This is a genomic window from Pseudomonas sp. GZJR-8, from assembly GCF_002916705.1.
GTDB lineage: Bacteria > Pseudomonadota > Gammaproteobacteria > Pseudomonadales > Pseudomonadaceae > Aquipseudomonas > Aquipseudomonas synxantha_A.
The window spans coordinates 366,546-383,987 of record NZ_JXSI01000002.1; the positions used below are offsets into that span (position 1 = coordinate 366,546).

Below are 17,442 nucleotides of genomic sequence, written 5' to 3' on the forward strand. Positions count from 1 at the left end.
CGCCATCAGTCGTGCTTTTTCATCAGGTGCGAGGCGATATTCAACGACAAGGGCTGACGCATCCGCCGACGGCTGCGGCGCCATAACCATACGCCCAACCACAGCACCAGCAGGCCGATCCCCAACAGGATCGCCGAGCCGCCCGGGCTGGCATTCAGCTCGCCCAGTGCCGGCGAATGCCCAAACAGGCCGGCGCCACCAGCGCCTGCCAACAACAAGCCTATGATCGCCAGCAACGCGGCAATGCCCGCCACCAGGCGCAGACGCCAGTTGCTCGGGCCCTTGGGGCGCAAGCGACGAGCATCAAAACCATCGGATATCTTCATTCCGACCTTTCCTCCAGGGTATCGGCCCTTCGACCGGACAATACACAGGTTGTTCCGGAGGGAGGGGTAAATGCGCCAAATGAAAGGGCTTTGCGGATGAGCGGAGCAATAAACACGCCGCTCAACGCCAGAATGATCAGATCAGATCTTTAGTCAGTGCGAGGGTGGCGAAGTTGTCGGCCATGATCGCCATTTCGGTGTGCTGCACATGTTCGGCGCTCAGGATGCCGCCCTTGTAGGGCAGGTCGCGAGTGGCGCAGGCGTCTTCCACCAGGGTGCAGCGAAAGCCCAGGTTCTTGGCCGCACGCACGGTGGTGCTGACGCTGGAGTGGCTCATGAAGCCGCAGACGATCAGGTCCAGGGAGCCAAGGTCCTGCAAGTGTTTTTCCAGGCCGGTGCCGTGGAAGGCGCTCGGCAGCAGCTTGCCGATGATGGTTTCGTCACCCTCTGGCTCAAGCCCCGGGATGAATTCGCCGCGCTCGCCCTGTGGATCAAACAGACCGCCTACGGTACCCAAGTGGCGTACATGCACAATCGGGCGCCCGGCATTGCGCGCGGCGCTGACCAGTTGTTTGATATTAGCGACAGCTGCGTCCATGCCCGAGAGGGCGAGCGGGCCGCTGAGGTATTCCTTCTGGGCGTCGATGATCACGAGGGTCGCATGACTGAGGTTGGCTGCTGCGTAACCGCGACCGCTGAGTTGAAACATCGTCTTTGGAACGGACATTCTGGGGCTCCTGTGAGTGGGGCTTTTGCGACATTGTCCACTGGCTGAGCGCTTCTGTGAATCGCTACTATCGTAAGGTACGCCGTTGCTGGCGTGCAGCCATGTCAAGAGGTGGGCTTGTTTAACACAATGCGGGGCAATTGGATGAAATCCGACGTACGGCGCCAGTGTTTTCGTACATCGTCGGTACAGGTGAAGGCTGTTAGAATTGCCAGTCGTTTTTTCCAGGAGCTTGCCCCGTGATCACTTCCCGCCTGCGCACTTTGCGCGACCATATCCGTTGGGCTGTCAGCCGTTTCCATGGGGAAGACCTGTTTTTTGGCCATGGCACCGACAATGCCTGGGACGAAGCCCGGCAATTGGTGCTCGGCGCCTTGCACCTGCCGTGGGAAATTGCTGACAGCTACCTGGATTGCAACCTCGAAGAAGAGGAAATCTCCCATGTGCAGCGTTTACTGCATCGCCGTATTCACGAGCGTGTGCCCACCGCCTACCTGTTGAAAGAGGCGTGGTTCTGCGGCATGTCGTTTATTGTCGATGAGCGCGTGTTGATCCCGCGTTCACCGATTGGCGAACTGATCGAAAACCGCTTCGAACCCTGGTTGGCGCAGCCGCCGGCGCGCATCCTCGACCTGTGCACCGGCTCCGGTTGCATCGGCATTGCCTGTGCGTACGAGTTCCAGGAGGCCGAAGTGGTACTGGGTGACCTGTCCTTCGAAGCCCTTGAAGTGGCAAACCAGAATATCGAGCGCCATGGCGTCGATGAGCGGGTCTATACCGTGCAGGGCGATGGTTTTGACGGCTTGCCCGGCCAGCGATTCGACCTGATCGTGTCAAACCCACCGTATGTGGATGCCGAAGATTTTGCCGACATGCCGGATGAATACCAGCACGAGCCGGAACTGGGCCTGGCCTGTGGTGACGACGGCCTGAACCTGGTACGCCGGATGCTGGCCGAAGCGGCGGACCATCTGACCGAGAAGGGTTTGCTGATTGTCGAAGTGGGTAACAGCCAGGTGCATGTTGACGCGCTGTATCCGGAAGTCGACTTTGCCTGGCTGGACTTCCAGCGGGGTGGGCATGGGGTGTTCATGCTGACGGCTGAGCAGTGTCGCCAACACCAGGCCGTTTTCGCTGCCCGGATATAACTGCAGAAACTCGGTCAATGTGGGAGCTGGCAAGCCAGCTCCCACATTTTGATTGCATTTCAATCTATCAGCGGTGAGTGGCAATCCAGATCAACAACCCTGCCTGAAACACCGTAAACGCCACCAGGCACGTGATGGTAAAGCGCAGCCCGCTGTCCTCGCGCTTGAACTTGATGACTTTTTCCTCTTCCTTGCGCAACTTCACTTCCTGTTCCGCCAGGTTCTGATCGGCCTGTTGCAGCATCTGCGCGGCTTCGAGGATCTCCACGAACTGCACCTTCTCAGTGTTCCAACTGTCCAGCACGTCGCCGACCTTGCCCGGCTGCACATTGCCTTTGAGGTGCTGCACGTCGGCATAGGCCACATCAAATCCCTGTATACGCAGGAAGTGATCACGACGCAGGCGCGTGGCTTCGTTGAGGGCGTCCTTGTTGGCCAGGTCCACGCCGTCGACGCGGTAGTGGGACCACTTCTTCTTCGCCCAGGCGGCGGCCTGAGCGACCAGGAAACGGCCGATCCCCCGGTTGGCCGGTTCGATTTCCAGGCTGTTGCCTGGGCCGAAATGCACGCGATGTTTATCGTGGTCCACCCAGATATCCAGGTGGTTCTGCTCGCGGCGTACTCGCTGGCCGGGCAGTTGAATAACCATGCGCAACAGGCTGTGGTGCTTGTCGTGGCGCTCGGCATAGCCGAACTGCACAAAGCGCAACGGCCGTGCGCCAGTGGCACGGTCGGTGGTCAGCGGAGCCAGGCGCAGCATCTTGAAGTGTTCGGCGTGGACGTCCGCCCACGGCAGGGCCGCCGCCTCGACGGCCGCGGTTGCAGTCGAGGTGCCGGCGGTAGATTCGGGTGTTGCTTCGGTGGTTGTCATGCGGCGCGATCCTGTCCAAGCCCAGCAAGCCGACAGTCTTTTTACTGTCGACTCTGGACTTATCGGCCGGTTTGCCCAGGACTGGAGGCAAATTGTCGCTTAACGGGGTTGAAGTCCGTCGATAAACGCGACGATACGCTGGCCCAGTTCCGCAGCCAGGGGCAGTTTCGGGTCATTGTAGGACGCCAGTTGCTGCTTCACGTTGTTGGGCACGATGCGCATCACGTGGTTCATGCCTTCGATAACCGTCAACTGCGCGTCGGGCTTGGCGTGTTTCAACTGCTGGGCATCCGCTACGCCGACCTGAATATCGTTGGTGCCCTGGATGATCAACGCCGGCATGTTCAGCCTGGCGAAGGCGGCCGATGGGTCGGCGCGGAACAGGCTGATCAGATAAGGCTGCACGCTTGGTCGGAAGATGCCTTCGAGTGGGCGCGGCACGTCGGCATCCACTTGGCCGGCCTTGAGGTGGTCGAGGATTTCATTGCTGCGCAACAACAGGGCAGGGGGCAAGTGATCGGCCAGTTGCTGGCGAATCACCTGGTCTACCGGGCGGGCGCTGCCCGATAGGGAAATCACCCCGGCCGGCGCCAGTTGCGGCGCGGCGAGGGCGGCTACCAGCGCGCCTTCGCTATGGCCCAGCACAATCAACGGGCCCATGCGCTTGTCGGCCTTGAGCAGCTTGCCCCAGGCCACCGCATCGGACACATAGGCGTCCAGGGTGAGGTTGCGCTCATCCGGCGTGGCGGCCAGGCTGGCGGCGACCCCGCGCTTGTCGTAGCGCACGCTGGCGATGTTATGTCGGGCAAGCACCCAGGCCAGGCGCTTGAGGCTGTCATTGCGGGCGCCGTCGGCGCTGTTGCCATTGCGGTCGGTAGGGCCGGAGCCGGCGATGATCAGCACCACCGGCACCGGTTTGTCGGACTGCGGCAACAATAATGAGCCAAACAGTTGGCCGCTGCCGGTGTCCAGGCTGATAGGGCGTTGCAGTACCACAGGGGAGGCGGCCTGGACCGCGGTGGTAAACAGGGTAAGGGTGAACAGCAGAACTCGCAGCATCATCGCGCCATCATCAGTGAGGTGCCGGTTGGACCAATGTCTACCGGTAAGGTTTCGAGGATGAACTAGTCGGTTAGCCTGCGTATACTGGCCGCCTTAAGTTATTACGGTTGACTTGATTCAACTGATTTCACGGAGCGCCCTGCATGTCCGGCAATACCTTCGGCAAGCTGTTCACTGTCACCACCGCGGGCGAAAGCCATGGCCCGGCGTTGGTCGCCATTGTCGACGGCTGCCCACCAGGCCTTGAGCTGTCCCTGGACGACCTGCAGCGTGACCTCGACCGCCGCAAGCCCGGCACCAGCCGCCACACCACCCAGCGCCAGGAGCCGGACGAAGTCGAAATCCTTTCCGGGGTGTTCGAGGGCCGCACCACCGGCTGCGCCATTGGCTTGTTAATTCGCAACACCGACCAGAAGTCCAAGGACTACTCGGCAATCAAGGATGTGTTCCGTCCGTCCCATGCCGACTACACCTACCACCATAAATACGGCGAGCGCGACTACCGCGGCGGTGGCCGCAGCTCGGCGCGTGAAACCGCCATGCGCGTGGCCGCCGGTGCCATCGCCAAGAAATACCTGGCCACCCAGGGCATCGTCATCCGTGGCTACATGAGCCAGTTGGGTCCGATTGAGATCCCGTTCAAGAGCTGGGACAGCGTGCAAGACAACGCCTTCTTCTGTCCCGACCCGGACAAGGTGCCGGAGCTGGAGGCCTATATGGACCAGTTGCGCCGCGACCAGGACTCCGTCGGTGCCAAGATCACCGTGGTGGCCGAAGGCGTCAAGCCGGGCCTGGGCGAGCCGATCTTCGACCGCCTCGACGCCGAACTGGCCCACGCGCTGATGAGCATCAATGCAGTCAAAGGCGTGGAAATCGGTGCAGGCTTCGCCTGTGTTGCCCAGCGCGGCACCGAACATCGTGATGAGCTGACGCCTGAAGGTTTCCTCAGCAACAATGCGGGTGGCATCCTTGGCGGTATTTCCTCCGGCCAACCGATTGTTGCGCACCTGGCGCTCAAGGCGACCTCAAGCATTACCACACCGGGCCGTTCGATCGATGTACACGGCAACCCGGTGGACGTGATTACCAAGGGCCGTCATGACCCGTGCGTCGGCATCCGCGCCACACCGATTGCCGAAGCCATGATGGCCATCGTGCTGATGGACCACCTGCTGCGCAACCGTGGGCAAAATGCCGATGTGCGCGTGACCACCCCGGTACTGGGCCAACTGTGATCGCCGCCGGCAAGCGAGCTTGCCAGGGTGAGTGCGCTTGTTGTGGCGAGCGAGCTTGCTCGCGCCGGGCTGCGAAGCAGCCCCAATAAAATGACCCCACCGCTCCCATACTGGCGCCTTTCCAGCTTTTACCTGTTCTACTTCGCCCTGCTCGGGGCGACGGCGCCGTTCCTGGCGTTGTACTTCGATCACCTGGGCTTTTCCAGCGCGCGTATCGGCGAACTGGTGGCCATCCCCATGCTGATGCGCTGCGTGGCGCCTAACCTGTGGGGCTGGATCGGCGACTTCACCGGCCGGCGCCTGGCCATTGTGCGATTTGGCGCGGCCTGTACCCTGGCCAGTTTCTGCCTGATCTTCGTCAGCAAGACCTACGCCTGGCTGGCGATGGTCATGGCCCTGCACGCATTCTTCTGGCACGCGGTGCTGCCGCAGTTTGAGGTCATCACCCTGGCCCATCTGCACAAGCAAACCTCGCGCTACAGCCAGATCCGTCTGTGGGGCTCCATCGGCTTTATCCTCACTGTAGTGATCATGGGGCGGCTGTTCGACTGGCTGAGCCTGGATATCTACCCGGTCGTGGTGGTAGTGATCATGGCCGGCATCATCGGCGCCAGCCTGTGGGTGCCCAATGCCCAGCCTGCCAGCCATGGCAATCGCTTGGCCGGTGACGGTTTCCTCAAGCAATTGCGCAGCCCCGGGGTGCTGGCGTTCTATGCCTGCGTGGCATTGATGCAAATGAGCCATGGCCCGTATTACACCTTCCTCACCCTGCACCTGGAACACTTGGGCTACAGCCGTGGCGTGATCGGGATGTTGTGGGCCCTGGGGGTGGTGGCGGAGGTCCTGATGTTCCTGGCCATGAGCCGTATCCTGGCGCGTTTTTCGGTGCGCCGGGTGCTGCTGGCCAGCTTTGTGCTGGCGGCGCTGCGCTGGTTGCTGCTGGGCTCCTTTGCCGAATTTTTCTGGGTGTTGCTGTTGGCGCAGCTCCTGCACGCAGCCACATTCGGCAGTTTTCACGCGGCGGCGATTGCCTTTGTGCAGCGCAGCTTCGGCGACCGTCAGCAAGGCCAGGGCCAAGCCCTGTACGCTGCCTTGGCCGGTACTGGCGGTGCCCTCGGCGCCCTGTATTCCGGTTATAGCTGGAACCTGCTGGGCCCGACCCTGACGTTCAGTATCGCCAGCGTCGCTGCGCTGGCCGCCGCCATTATCATTGGCCTTCGATTGCAAGAGCCGAATCAAGGAACCGTGCAATGAGTTACGTAGCCGTTTACCACATCGCCACCGCGGACACACCCAACAAGGTGCTGACCCATTTCGACGACATCCAGTCGACCCTGGCCGAACACCGCATAGGCTTTGAACGTTGGCAGCCCAGCGTTATCGAGAAAGGCGCCAGTGACGCGCAAATGATCGCGGCGTACCGTCCACAGATCGATGCGCGCGGCTATGCCACGGCGAAGGTGATCAGCGTGATGGGCGACCATCCCCAGAAGCACGAATTGCGTGACCCCTTCCTGGTAGAGCACACCTGCCGTGAAGATAACGCGTATTTCTTTATCGCCGGCCAAGGCCTGTTCATGCTGCATGTGGGTGATTATGTATACGGCGTGCGCGCCGAGAAAAATGACCTGTTGGTTATCCCGGCGGGTATGTCGCACTGGCTCGACATCGGCGAGAACCCGCACTTGGTGGCGCTGCGTTTGTTCAACACCGCCCAGGGCGAGGTGCCGACGTTCAGCGCAGATAACATTGCCGCGCGTTTTCCAAGGCTGGACGACTAAGCATAAATATCTAAATGTTCAACCCGGGCAAGTTGGAACTTGTTGTGGGAAAACGCCTGAATATTCGTAGGGCGAAGCTGTTTGTTCTGTGTTGTACGCTTTCACTCCGCTGGTTATGTAACTCTCTGTGCGGCGCCAATGTTTATGTCATCTGTCAATAGGAGGAGTCCGAAAGGCGGTGCCGCATCAGCAGATATAAGGAGAGAGCGATGAGCAGCCCAGAGCAGACGTGTGCCCCGATCGATAGCGTGCCGACGGCTATCAGAAAACGCCTGAACTTGTCCGGCAAGCCCCTGACCCCAACGGAGCTGGAAATCCTGCGGTGGGCTTCCGAGGGCAAGACCATCTGGGAGATCAGCCAGATTCGCGGCACCTCCGAAGCGGCGGTGAAGTTTCATCTGCGCAATATCTACGGCAAGCTGGACGTGACCAACCGGGTACAGGCGAAAAACGAAGCCACTCGCCAAGGCTTGTGCTGAAGGCACAAAAAAGGGCCGCGACGCTCAACGGCGTCGCGGCCCTTTTCATGTCTGTCGCTTATGCCGAATGGTAGGTCGGCAGCGCAAAGCGGTTCTGGCTTTGCAGCATGGAAATCTGCGGCAGCTCGCTGGCTTGTTCGGCCAGGTCACGGCGAATGGCGCTGATCACCCAGGTCAATTGATCGGCGGTGTGCAATTGCTGGTACGAGATCGAGCGCTTGACCTGTTTGCCTTCGCTGTTGCGCAGGGTCAACAGGATCCCACCGTCAGGACGTGGCTGGGTGGTGACGTCGTAGTTGGAGAATACCGAAGCGAATTTATCTTGGATCAGGCTCATGTCTATCAGCTCCATTGGCTCAAGTTGGCAAGCATGGAGTGATAGGTGCAGTGATTGTGCCAGTATTGCTTAAAGAAAAAAGTCTTTAAAAATCAGATACTTATAAAATAATCGAATTTTCATTTTCGTGCAATTTGCATGAAAGGCCATCGTGCATCCTGCATTTTGCGTTATTTAGTCGGCGCCTTTGCGAAGGTGTCGGGCTTGCCTTACAGCTATTGACCGCCTTTTTTGCCGGAAAATTCCGTTGCCTGCGGCGACTGCCCTTTGGGATACAAAACTTTTCAAATCCCGCGTGTACAGCCCAAGAAGGGCTGACGTATTTTCCTGTAACGCATTGGCGAGTGCTTACAAGCTCGTCAGGTATCTGGACTCGACCAAAAATAAGAAAAAGGAAGTCCCGCCATGAGCCATCGGCAAAACGACATGATTACCTGGGGCATGATGCTGCGAAAGGTGCCTGCCATCGTTCGGGCGCTCCCGCGTGTGGTACGCGGCATGCGTGCGGCCAACGTCACCGACCCCAGGCAACCCTGCGGTCTGGGCTGGCATTTCGAGCAAGCGACCTTGCGCAATCCTGACGGTGCCGCGCTGCTTTACGCTGAGCAGGTGATCAGCTATCGCGACGCCAATCAGCAGGCCAATCGCATCGCCCATCACCTGCATGACCAAGGCATTCGCAAAGGCGACGTGGTAGCGCTGTTAATTGAAAATCGCCCCGAGTTGCTGCTCAACGTGTTGGCCGTGGCCAAGCTGGGCGGCGTCTGCGCCATGCTCAATACGTCGCAAACCCAGGGAGCGCTGGTGCACAGCCTGACGCTGGTCGACCCGGTTGCCATTGTGGTGGGGGCAGAGTTGCTGAGCGCCTACGCAGCGGTGCGCGATCAGGTGCAGATCCCGGCCGAGCGCACTTGGTTTGTGGCGGATCAACCCGATGGCGCAGTTCCTGAGGGCTACATCGACCTGATGGCGGCCAGTGCCGGGCACCCGGTGGACAACCTTGCGATCTGCGCGCAGATTTCCTACAACGATCCCTGCTTCTATATCTACACCTCCGGCACCACCGGCTTGCCCAAGGCCGGCATCATGAAGCATGGGCGCTGGACCAAAACCGCTGTGAGCTTCGGCAGGATTGCCCTGGACATGGCACCGCACGACGTTCTCTATTGCACCTTGCCGCTGTACCACGGCACCGGTTTGTGCGTGTGCTGGGGCTCGGCCATTATCGGCGCGTCCGGCTTCGCCATTCGGCGCAAGTTCAGCGCCAGCCAGTTCTGGGAGGATGCGCGCAAGTTCAACGCGACCACCCTCGGCTATGTCGGTGAGTTATGCCGCTATTTGCTCGACCAGCCCCCCAGCGAACAGGATCGCGATAACCGCGTGACCAAGATGGTCGGCAATGGCCTGCGCCCCGGTGTATGGGCGCAGTTCAAACAGCGCTATGAGGTGGAGCATATTTGCGAACTGTATGCGGCCAGTGACGGCAATATAGGTTTTACCAACGTGCTGAATTTTGACAACACCATCGGCTTTTGCCTGCAGCATTGGGCGTTGGTGGATTACGCTCCGGACACAGGGGAACCGTTGCGCGGCAGTGATGGGTTCATGCACAAGGTCTCAACGGGCGGGCAGGGCTTGTTGCTGGCGAAGATCGATGAAAAGTCACCGTTCGATGGCTACACCGACCCGCAAAAAAATCGCAAAGTGGTGATCAGCGACGTGTTCGAGAAGGGCGACCGGTATTTCAATACTGGCGATCTGGTACGCAGCATCGGCTTCGGTCATGCGCAATTTGTCGATCGCCTGGGGGACACCTACCGATGGAAGGGTGAAAACGTCTCGACCACCGAAGTGGAAAACGTGCTGCTGCAACACCCGCAAATCGCCGAAGTGGTGGCTTATGGTGTCGAGATCGCGAACACCAATGGCCGTGCTGGCATGGTCGCCATCACCCCGAGTGAGTCTCTGGCTGCCCTGGACATGCGCGAACTGCTGCAATTTGCCCACGGCCAGTTGCCGCACTATGCGGTGCCGCTGTTCCTGCGGATCAAGGTAAAAATGGAAACCACCGGCACCTTCAAGTACCAGAAAATGAAACTCAAAGAGGAAGCATTCGACCCGGCCAAGGCCGGCAATGACCCGGTGTACGCCTGGCTGCCAGGTTCGCAGAGCTATGTGCCGGTTACCGGGCAATTATTGGCGCAGATCCAGGGCGGGCACTTTCGTTATTGATTCTGGCTATGGCGGCTTTTGACAAAAAAGCCATGACAGGGGGGAACTCCATCGCGACACTGGGCGCCTTATTCAGTTACACAAGCCGCCTCAGCAAGGAGCCCCCATGTCAGATCAGCCTAAACAAATGACCGAAGACGAAGCCGCCGAATTTGCCGAGCAGGTCTTCGACGTGGCCCGCCGCGGCGATGCAGCCATGCTTGCTGCGTTATTGGCCAAGGGCTTGCCGGCCAACTTTCGTAATCACAATGGCGACACCTTATTGATGCTCGCGGCCTACCACGGCCACTCCGAGGCGGTAAAAGTACTGCTGGAATTCAAGGCCGACCCCTTGATCGCCAATGACAAGAACCAGTTGCCGATTGCTGGCGCGGCGTTCAAAGGCAACCTGCCTGTGGTTCAGGCCCTGATCGAAGGCGGCACGCCGGTTGAGGCGGCCTCATCGGATGGGCGTACGGCGTTGATGATGGCGGCGATGTTCAACCGCGTTGAAATGGTCGAATACCTGCTCGGTCAAGGCGCCAATCCCAAGGCTACCGACGCTCAAGGTGCCACGGCACTGGCTGCGGCACAGACCATGGGCGCGGTGGATACGGCGGCGCAGTTGCAGAAACTGGTGTAGGCTACGCGCCCTCGAAAACCCGCCCGCTACAGGATCGCCCATGAAAACCGCCCTCGTCGAACTCATCAGCAAAATCAGCGCCGGCGTCATGGCTGAGGACGAGGTGGCACGTATTGCCGACGAAGCGGCGCAAGCCTACGCAGACCCGGCCGCTTTCCTGGCGGCTAACCCGGATATCAACTACGACGACAGCTTCCCGATACCGCTGGGGGAGTGGGTGGTGGTCGGCAGCCTGCCCGACACGGTGTTGTTTCAGGCTGATACCTACGGCGACCTGTTCGCGCAGATCGTCGCCTCGTTTGGTCCGGGCGTGGCGTTCAATCTCAAGCCCAAGCAATTGACCAAGACTGAAGACCTGACCGCGTTGAACCGCATCCAGATTCAGATGAGCGCCTTGAGCCCGGAAGACGGCGGTTATGTGCTGATGAACTTCAGTCAGTTGCTCGATGATGAGATCCAGGCGGTATTGGTGTTCGGCAACGACCTGCCGCGCGTGCTGCAACTGTGCGCTGAAGTCGGCATCAAGGCTGAGCCGTCGCTTGAGGCATTGAAGATCGCCGTGCACGTCTGAAATTAAAACGGAACCCCCGCCAAGGCTGACTATCCTACAAGTGCATGCCCTCACTTAGGAGCGACACCATGGGTTCCACTTTCAACGGCCTGATTGGCCTGATCATCCTCGCGCTGGATATCTGGGCGATCATCAACGTGTTCAAAAGCGGCGCAAGTACGGGCGCCAAAGTGCTGTGGATCCTGTTGATCCTGCTGTTGCCGGTACTGGGTCTGATTATCTGGGCTATCGCTGGGCCACGCGGTAACGTGCGGATCTGAGCGCCTCACTCCTCCTGGAGTCGGCGCAGTCAATGTGGGAGGGGGCTTGCTCCCGATAGCGGTGGATCAGTGACAAATAAGCTCACTGACACACCGCTATCGGGAGCAAGCCCCCTCCCACATTTGTTCGAAAAATTTATGTATCGAAATATTCGCTGTACAGAATTTTCACATTCCATCCAAGACAATTCGCCGGCTTTATTCGCCTGCCAAGGCTCTATCCCTGGGGCCTTTAAAGACACGACAAGGTTGCACGTTCAGTAATTAATAGCCTTGCCGGCCTTGATCGGGCACCATTTGTGCCACCGCGTAAACCGCTTACCCCAGCCAGCCTGGGCGAGGACGGACGCCACTGCATTATTTCGCAACTTAAACTTCCAATGGGTCCTAAAACGACATGGCAAACCCGGACGCCCTGAATCAGCAGCGAGCTTCAAATCGCCTGCTGCAACCGACCGTCAAATCCCATCTGGCGTACACGCTGCTCTGCGCACTGGTCATGATGGTGATGTTCTCCCTGCTGCGCCTGGCGTTGCTGGTCTACAACCGCGAGATGATCCTGGACACGCCGGCCTCGACGTTCTTGGAAGCGTTCGCCAATGGCCTGCGCCTGGATATCCGCTTGGTGATGTACCTGCTGATCCCGTTGCTGCTGGCGTTGTTCAGTGTACGGGCCATGGCGGCACGGGGTTTCTTCCGTTTGTGGCTGACCGTCGTGTCCAGCATCGCCTTGTTCCTGGGGCTGATGGAAATGGACTTCTACCGTGAATTCCACCAGCGCCTCAACGGCCTGGTCTTCCAGTATGTGAAGGAAGACCCGAAAACCGTGATGAGCATGCTCTGGTACGGTTTCCCGGTGGTGCGCTACCTGCTGGCCTGGGCCGTGGGCACGCTGATCCTGAGCATGGCCTTCAAGGGCGCCGACCGTGCAACGCGCCCGCGTGGCCCGTTCAGCGGCGGTACGATCAGCACGCGCCAGGTGGCTCCGTGGTACAGCCGCATCGCTGTATTCGTGGTTTGCCTGCTGGTCGCCGTGGTCGCCATTCGCGGCACCCTGCGTCAGGGCCCGCCATTGCGTTGGGGGGATGTCTACACCACCGATTCGAACTTCGCCAACCAGTTGGGCCTCAATGGCACCCTGTCGCTGATCGCGGCGGCCAAGGCGCGGTTCGGTGAAGACCGTGCCAACATCTGGAAAGCCACCCTCGAACAACCGCTGGCCACCCAGACCGTGCGCGACATGCTGGTGTTGCCGAGCGAAAAACTGGTGGATACCGACACCGCTGCCGTGCGCCGTGATTTCACGCCGCCGGCCGAGAAGACCCTGCCGATCAAGAACGTCGTAGTGATCCTGATGGAAAGCTTTGCCGGTCACTCGGTGGGCGCATTGGGCCGTCCGGGCAATATCACGCCGTACTTCGACAAGCTGACCAAGGAAGGCTTGCTGTTCGACCGCTTCTTCTCCAACGGTACCCACACCCACCAGGGTATGTTCGCCACCATGGCCTGCTTCCCGAACCTGCCGGGCTTCGAATACCTGATGCAGACCCCGGAAGGCAGCCACAAGTTGTCGGGCCTGCCGCAGTTGCTCAGTGCGCGTGATTTCGACGATGTGTATGTCTACAACGGCGATTTCGCCTGGGACAACCAGTCGGGCTTCTTCAGCAACCAGGGCATGACCAACTTCATCGGCCGTAATGACTTTGTCGACCCGGTGTTCTCTGACCCGACATGGGGCGTGTCCGACCAGGACATGTTCAACCGTGGCCTGGAGGAACTCAAAGCCCGTGAAGGCGGCAAGCCGTTCTACGCATTGCTGCAAACCTTGTCCAACCACACCCCGTACGCGTTGCCGACGCCATTGCCGGTTGAAAAAGTCACCGACCGTGGCAGCCTCAACGAGCATTTGACGGCCATGCGCTACTCTGACTGGGCCTTGGGCCAGTTCTTTGAAAAGGCCCGCAAGGAGCCGTACTTCAAGGAAACGCTGTTCGTGATTGTGGGCGACCACGGTTTCGGCAACGAGCAACAGATCACTGAAATGGACCTGGGCCGCTTCAACGTGCCGATGCTGATGATCGCACCTGGCATGCAGGAAAAGTTCGGCGTACGTGACCACACCGTGGGCACCCAGATCGACATCGTGCCGACCATCATGGGCCGCCTGGGTGGCGACACGTTGCACCAGTGCTGGGGGCGTGACCTGTTGAACCTGCCGGAAGGCGACAAGGGCTTCGGCGTGATCAAGCCATCGGGCAGCGACCAGACCGTGGCCTTGCTTACCGCTGACCGCGTACTGGTATTGCCCAAGGAAATGCCACCCAAGTTGTGGGAATACACCCTGGGCGCCGAACCGACTGGCAAGGTGATCCCTGAGTCGCCGGACGAAGCTGCGCTCAAGCAGAAACTTGAGTCGTTCCTGCAGACCGCTACCAAGAGCCTGCTGGATAACACCGCAGGTGTTGTAGATGGTAAGCCGGACTAACTGACCGGCAATAAAAAAGAGGCCTCGATCGAGGCCTCTTTTTTTGTCCCGGCTTTTATATCTTGCCGAGCAACAACAGCACCAGCAGGACGACCAGCACCACACCCAGGATACCCGACGGTCCATAACCCCAGTTACGCGAGTGCGGGAACACTGGCAGGCCGCCGACCAATAGAAGGATCAGGATAATGATTAGAATGAGGCTCATGGTTTTATTCCTTATAGGTTCTGTGCAAAAACCGGCTGTTTGACCGTTATCTCGTCCATGTGCATCGGGACGTCTTAACCATTCCGACTCATGCACTTCGCAGAAAATTCATTGTTTTTCTAAAACATTTTGATTAGTTGTTTATTTCTTTTAACCCGTGCGCAACTTGAACTAATCAGTTGAAAAAAATTGAACTTGGGCTATATGCGTGCCTGCGACCCGGCCCACGGTTTGCCTGGGGCATTCATCAATCTGATGGTGCGTGGGTGCGGGAAAAACCTTCGCTACACTGCCGGTCACTTCTTCGGTAAACCACAAGGCTACTTCCTATGCAAAATCGCATGATGATCACTGGCGCCGGGTCCGGCCTGGGTCGTGAAATCGCTCTGCGCTGGGCCAGTGAGGGCTGGCAGTTGGCGTTGTCGGATGTCAGTGAGCCCGGTTTGCAGGAGACCCTCAAACTTGTGCGCGAGGCGGGGGGTGAAGGGTTTATCCAACGCTGCGACGTGCGCGACTACAGCCAGCTCACCGCGTTTGCCCAGGCGTGCGAGGTCAAGCTCGGCGGCATTGATGTGATCGTCAACAACGCAGGCGTGGCCTCGGGTGGGTTCTTCGCCGAACTGTCCCTGGAGGATTGGGACTGGCAGATCGCAATCAATCTGATGGGCGTGGTCAAGGGCTGCAAGGCGTTCCTGCCGCTGTTGGAGAAGAGCAAGGGCCGGATCATCAACATCGCGTCGATGGCTGCATTGATGCAGGGGCCGGCCATGAGCAACTACAACGTGGCCAAGGCCGGCGTAGTGGCGTTGTCGGAAAGCCTGCTGGTCGAGCTCAAGCAGCAGGAAGTGGGCGTGCACGTGGTGTGCCCATCGTTTTTCCAGACCAACCTGCTCGACTCCTTCCGTGGGCCGACCCCGGCCATGAAGGCGCAGGTGGGCAAGTTGCTTGAAAGTTCACCTATTTCGGCGACCGATATCGCCGATTACATCTACCAGCGCGTGGCCGCGGGCGAATTCATGATCCTGCCCCATGAGCAAGGGCGCATGGCCTGGGCCCTGAAGCAGAAAAACCCGCAGTTGCTGTATGACGAAATGACGCTGATGGCCGACAAGATGCGCGCGAAGGCGCAGGTCGTTAAGGGCTGATTTGGATGAAGTCTGTCAGGCAAATTACCTACCTGTGTAGGTAATGCCTGATTTTCCAGCAAGCCATTGCCGGTCCATTTCCAAGGGCGCATGGTCCAGGTCCTGCTACTTGAAAAGGACACACGCCATGCTGGTCTTAAGCCGCACCATAGGCGAAGCCATCGCTATTGGCGATGACATCACCGTCTATATTCTCGAAGTGAACGGCACCCACGTGAAATTCGGTATCGAAGCCCCCGTGGGCGTCAATGTGCACCGCGCCGAGGTTTACCAGAAGATCCGCGAACGCCAGGGGCCCGTCACGCATCCCGTGTCGGTACCCAATCCTTAGGCGGGGTTTTCAGTCGAACAGATGCTTGGGCACATCGTGCTTGAGCATCAGTTGGCATTGCTCGCTCTCGGGGTCGAAGACGATCAGCGCCTGGCCCTTGGTCAGCGCCTGGCGTACGCGCAGCACACGCGTTTCCAGCGGCGTGTCGTCGCCATTGTCGGTGCCGTCGCGGGTGACGAAGTCTTCGATGAGGCGGGTCAGGGTGTCGACTTCAAGTGCATCGTAGGGAATCAGCATACAAGCCTCAGGTGTCAGGTCCCGGCGATGCTACTGCGCCGGGACCTATGTTGCCAGTAGCAGCTGTCGCCAGCGTCAGGACTTGTTTCCGACCAGGCTGTCCACCGACGGCACGCGGGTGTCGCTCTCCATTTGCGTTTCATGCTCGATCTGATGACTGAACCGATCCAGGGAACCCTGGGCCGGTTGCGCATCGCTGGCAAAGACCGGCGGGCTGAGGATATAGGCGCCCAGCAAGCGACTCAGGGCGGCCAGGCTGTCGATATGGGTACGCTCGTAGCCGTGGGTGGCATCGCAACCGAAGGCCAGCAGGGCGGTGCGAATGTCATGGCCGGCGGTAACCGCTGAGTGCGCATCGCTGAAGTAATAGCGGAACAGATCGCGGCGCACCGGCAAGTCGTTATCGGCGGCCAGGCGCAGCAAGTGCCGCGACAGGTGATAGTCGTACGGCCCGCCGGAGTCCTGCATCGCCACGCTCACCGCGTGTTCGCTGGAGTGCTGGCCCGGGGCGACCGGGGCGATGTCGATGCCGACAAACTCGCTGACATCCCAGGGCAGGGCGGCCGCTGCGCCACTGCCGGTTTCCTCGGTGATGGTGAACAGCGGGTGGCAGTCGATCAGCAGCGGTTCGCCACTGTCGACGATTGCCTTGAGCGCGGCGAGCAGGGCGGCGACCCCAGCTTTGTCGTCCAGGTGACGGGCGCTGATATGCCCGCTTTCGGTGAACTCCGGCAGTGGGTCGAACGCTACATAGTCACCGACGCTGATGCCTAGGGAGTCACAGTCGGCACGAGTGGCGCAGTAGGCGTCCAGGCGCAGTTCCACATGGTCCCAACTGACCGGCATTTCATCCACGGCGGTGTTGAACGCATGCCCGGACGCCATCAACGGCAATACGCTGCCGCGGATGACACCGTTATCGGTGAACAGGCTGACCCGGCTGCCTTCGGCAAAGCGGCTCGACCAGCAGCCCACCGGTGCCAGGGTCAGGCGGCCGTTGTCCTTGATCGCTCGCACGGCGGCGCCGATGGTGTCCAGGTGCGCAGAGACGGCACGGTCAGGGCTGTTTTTCTGGCCCTTGAGGGTGGCGCGAATAGTGCCGCGCCGGGTCATTTCAAACGGGATGCCAAGTTCTTCCAGGCGTTCGGCGACGTAGCGCACGATGGTGTCGGTAAATCCGGTGGGGCTGGGAATGGCGAGCATCTCCAGCAGCACTTTTTGCAGGTAGGCGAGATCGGGTTCTGGGATGGTTCTGGTCATGGAAACTCCTGATGAGTTGAGGGCATCGATGGTTTCGATGATAGGGTTGAGAGATTCGTTGCCAGTGCCGGCCTCATCGGGGGCAAGCCCCCTCCCACCCTTGATGTGTGAACACAGGAAAATGT

At 59.6% G+C, this 17,442-nt stretch carries 20 protein-coding genes; 12 read left to right on the forward strand and 8 right to left on the reverse strand.

The annotated features are described in order from the left end of the window. Positions 1-5: 5 nt before the first annotated feature. Both TK42_RS04965 and TK42_RS04970 read right to left on the reverse strand, forming a co-directional pair. Positions 6-326, reverse strand: a complete 321-nt coding sequence (locus TK42_RS04965) for a hypothetical protein (protein ID WP_005789923.1) — start codon at positions 324-326, stop codon at positions 6-8. A gap of 136 nt (positions 327-462) precedes the next feature. Beyond that, entirely contained in the window at positions 463-1,053 is a 591-nt protein-coding gene (locus TK42_RS04970) for a cysteine hydrolase family protein (protein WP_032880134.1), read from the reverse strand. Between the two features lie 239 nt (positions 1,054-1,292). Here TK42_RS04970 and prmB point away from each other — a divergent pair, with 239 nt between their 5' ends. Continuing rightward, entirely contained in the window at positions 1,293-2,201 is a 909-nt protein-coding gene (prmB, locus tag TK42_RS04975; RefSeq protein WP_032880136.1) for a 50S ribosomal protein L3 N(5)-glutamine methyltransferase, read from the forward strand. A gap of 67 nt (positions 2,202-2,268) precedes the next feature. On the opposite strand, the gene TK42_RS04980 is transcribed toward prmB, so the two are convergent. Together TK42_RS04980 and TK42_RS04985 are read right to left on the reverse strand one after the other, a co-directional pair. Then, on the reverse strand, positions 2,269-3,072 hold the full coding sequence (locus TK42_RS04980; protein WP_103733713.1) for a hypothetical protein: 804 nt from the start codon (positions 3,070-3,072) through the stop codon (positions 2,269-2,271). Positions 3,073-3,171: 99 nt separating this feature from the next. Continuing rightward, positions 3,172-4,134 (reverse strand): alpha/beta hydrolase, encoded by a 963-nt coding sequence (locus tag TK42_RS04985; RefSeq protein WP_032880137.1) that lies wholly within the window; start codon positions 4,132-4,134, stop codon positions 3,172-3,174. 143 nt (positions 4,135-4,277) lie between these two features. Here TK42_RS04985 and aroC point away from each other — a divergent pair, with 143 nt between their 5' ends. The 4 genes from aroC (at position 4,278) to TK42_RS05005 (ending at position 7,629) form a co-directional block, all read left to right on the forward strand. Next, positions 4,278-5,369: a chorismate synthase gene (gene aroC / locus TK42_RS04990; RefSeq protein ID WP_103733714.1), complete on the forward strand. Its 1,092-nt coding sequence runs from the start codon at positions 4,278-4,280 to the stop codon at positions 5,367-5,369. Between the two features lie 90 nt (positions 5,370-5,459). Continuing rightward, positions 5,460-6,623, forward strand: a complete 1,164-nt coding sequence (locus TK42_RS04995) for an MFS transporter (RefSeq protein WP_032880141.1) — start codon at positions 5,460-5,462, stop codon at positions 6,621-6,623. After that, a complete protein-coding gene (locus TK42_RS05000) occupies positions 6,620-7,150 on the forward strand; it encodes an acireductone dioxygenase (protein WP_103733715.1) in 531 nt (176 codons plus the stop codon). The genes TK42_RS04995 and TK42_RS05000 overlap by 4 nt, the downstream gene beginning before the upstream one ends. A 209-nt stretch (positions 7,151-7,359) precedes the next feature. Then, positions 7,360-7,629: a response regulator transcription factor gene (locus tag TK42_RS05005; protein ID WP_032880144.1), complete on the forward strand. Its 270-nt coding sequence runs from the start codon at positions 7,360-7,362 to the stop codon at positions 7,627-7,629. 58 nt (positions 7,630-7,687) lie between these two features. On the opposite strand, the gene TK42_RS05010 is transcribed toward TK42_RS05005, so the two are convergent. Next, positions 7,688-7,966 (reverse strand): DUF3509 domain-containing protein, encoded by a 279-nt coding sequence (locus TK42_RS05010; protein WP_003172952.1) that lies wholly within the window; start codon positions 7,964-7,966, stop codon positions 7,688-7,690. Between the two features lie 405 nt (positions 7,967-8,371). On the opposite strand from TK42_RS05010, the gene TK42_RS05015 reads away from it, so the two are divergent. The 5 genes from TK42_RS05015 to TK42_RS05035 all read left to right on the forward strand — a co-directional run bounded on the left by TK42_RS05015 (position 8,372) and on the right by TK42_RS05035 (position 14,136). Further along, positions 8,372-10,198, forward strand: coding sequence for a long-chain-acyl-CoA synthetase (locus TK42_RS05015; RefSeq protein ID WP_103733716.1), 1,827 nt, complete (start codon positions 8,372-8,374; stop codon positions 10,196-10,198). A gap of 106 nt (positions 10,199-10,304) precedes the next feature. Beyond that, entirely contained in the window at positions 10,305-10,820 is a 516-nt protein-coding gene (locus TK42_RS05020; protein WP_078821929.1) for an ankyrin repeat domain-containing protein, read from the forward strand. Positions 10,821-10,860: 40 nt separating this feature from the next. Next, positions 10,861-11,391: a hypothetical protein gene (locus tag TK42_RS05025; RefSeq protein WP_005789905.1), complete on the forward strand. Its 531-nt coding sequence runs from the start codon at positions 10,861-10,863 to the stop codon at positions 11,389-11,391. 68 nt (positions 11,392-11,459) lie between these two features. Further along, entirely contained in the window at positions 11,460-11,651 is a 192-nt protein-coding gene (locus TK42_RS05030) for a PLDc N-terminal domain-containing protein (RefSeq protein ID WP_003172956.1), read from the forward strand. 397 nt (positions 11,652-12,048) lie between these two features. Then, positions 12,049-14,136 carry an LTA synthase family protein gene (locus tag TK42_RS05035; RefSeq protein ID WP_005789904.1) on the forward strand — a complete coding sequence of 696 codons (2,088 nt, stop codon included), beginning with the start codon at positions 12,049-12,051 and terminating at the stop codon, positions 14,134-14,136. 55 nt (positions 14,137-14,191) lie between these two features. On the opposite strand, the gene TK42_RS05040 is transcribed toward TK42_RS05035, so the two are convergent. After that, positions 14,192-14,344 (reverse strand): DUF3309 family protein, encoded by a 153-nt coding sequence (locus TK42_RS05040; RefSeq protein WP_003192767.1) that lies wholly within the window; start codon positions 14,342-14,344, stop codon positions 14,192-14,194. Positions 14,345-14,673: 329 nt separating this feature from the next. Between TK42_RS05040 and TK42_RS05045 the strand changes: the two genes are divergently transcribed. Next, a complete protein-coding gene (locus tag TK42_RS05045; protein WP_032880148.1) occupies positions 14,674-15,489 on the forward strand; it encodes an SDR family oxidoreductase in 816 nt (271 codons plus the stop codon). A gap of 127 nt (positions 15,490-15,616) precedes the next feature. Then, the gene (gene csrA, locus TK42_RS05050) at positions 15,617-15,820 is read left to right on the forward strand and encodes a carbon storage regulator CsrA (RefSeq protein WP_005789902.1); all 204 of its coding nucleotides are present in this window, start codon (positions 15,617-15,619) and stop codon (positions 15,818-15,820) included. A gap of 9 nt (positions 15,821-15,829) precedes the next feature. Here the strand turns inward: csrA and TK42_RS05055 are convergent, their stop codons facing one another. Both TK42_RS05055 and TK42_RS05060 read right to left on the reverse strand, forming a co-directional pair. Then, complete coding sequence (locus TK42_RS05055) at positions 15,830-16,057, reverse strand: YheU family protein (protein WP_003192759.1); 228 nt, start codon at positions 16,055-16,057, stop codon at positions 15,830-15,832. Between the two features lie 75 nt (positions 16,058-16,132). Further along, positions 16,133-17,317 carry an osmoprotectant NAGGN system M42 family peptidase gene (locus tag TK42_RS05060; protein WP_005789901.1) on the reverse strand — a complete coding sequence of 395 codons (1,185 nt, stop codon included), beginning with the start codon at positions 17,315-17,317 and terminating at the stop codon, positions 16,133-16,135. Positions 17,318-17,442 lie beyond the last annotated feature (125 nt).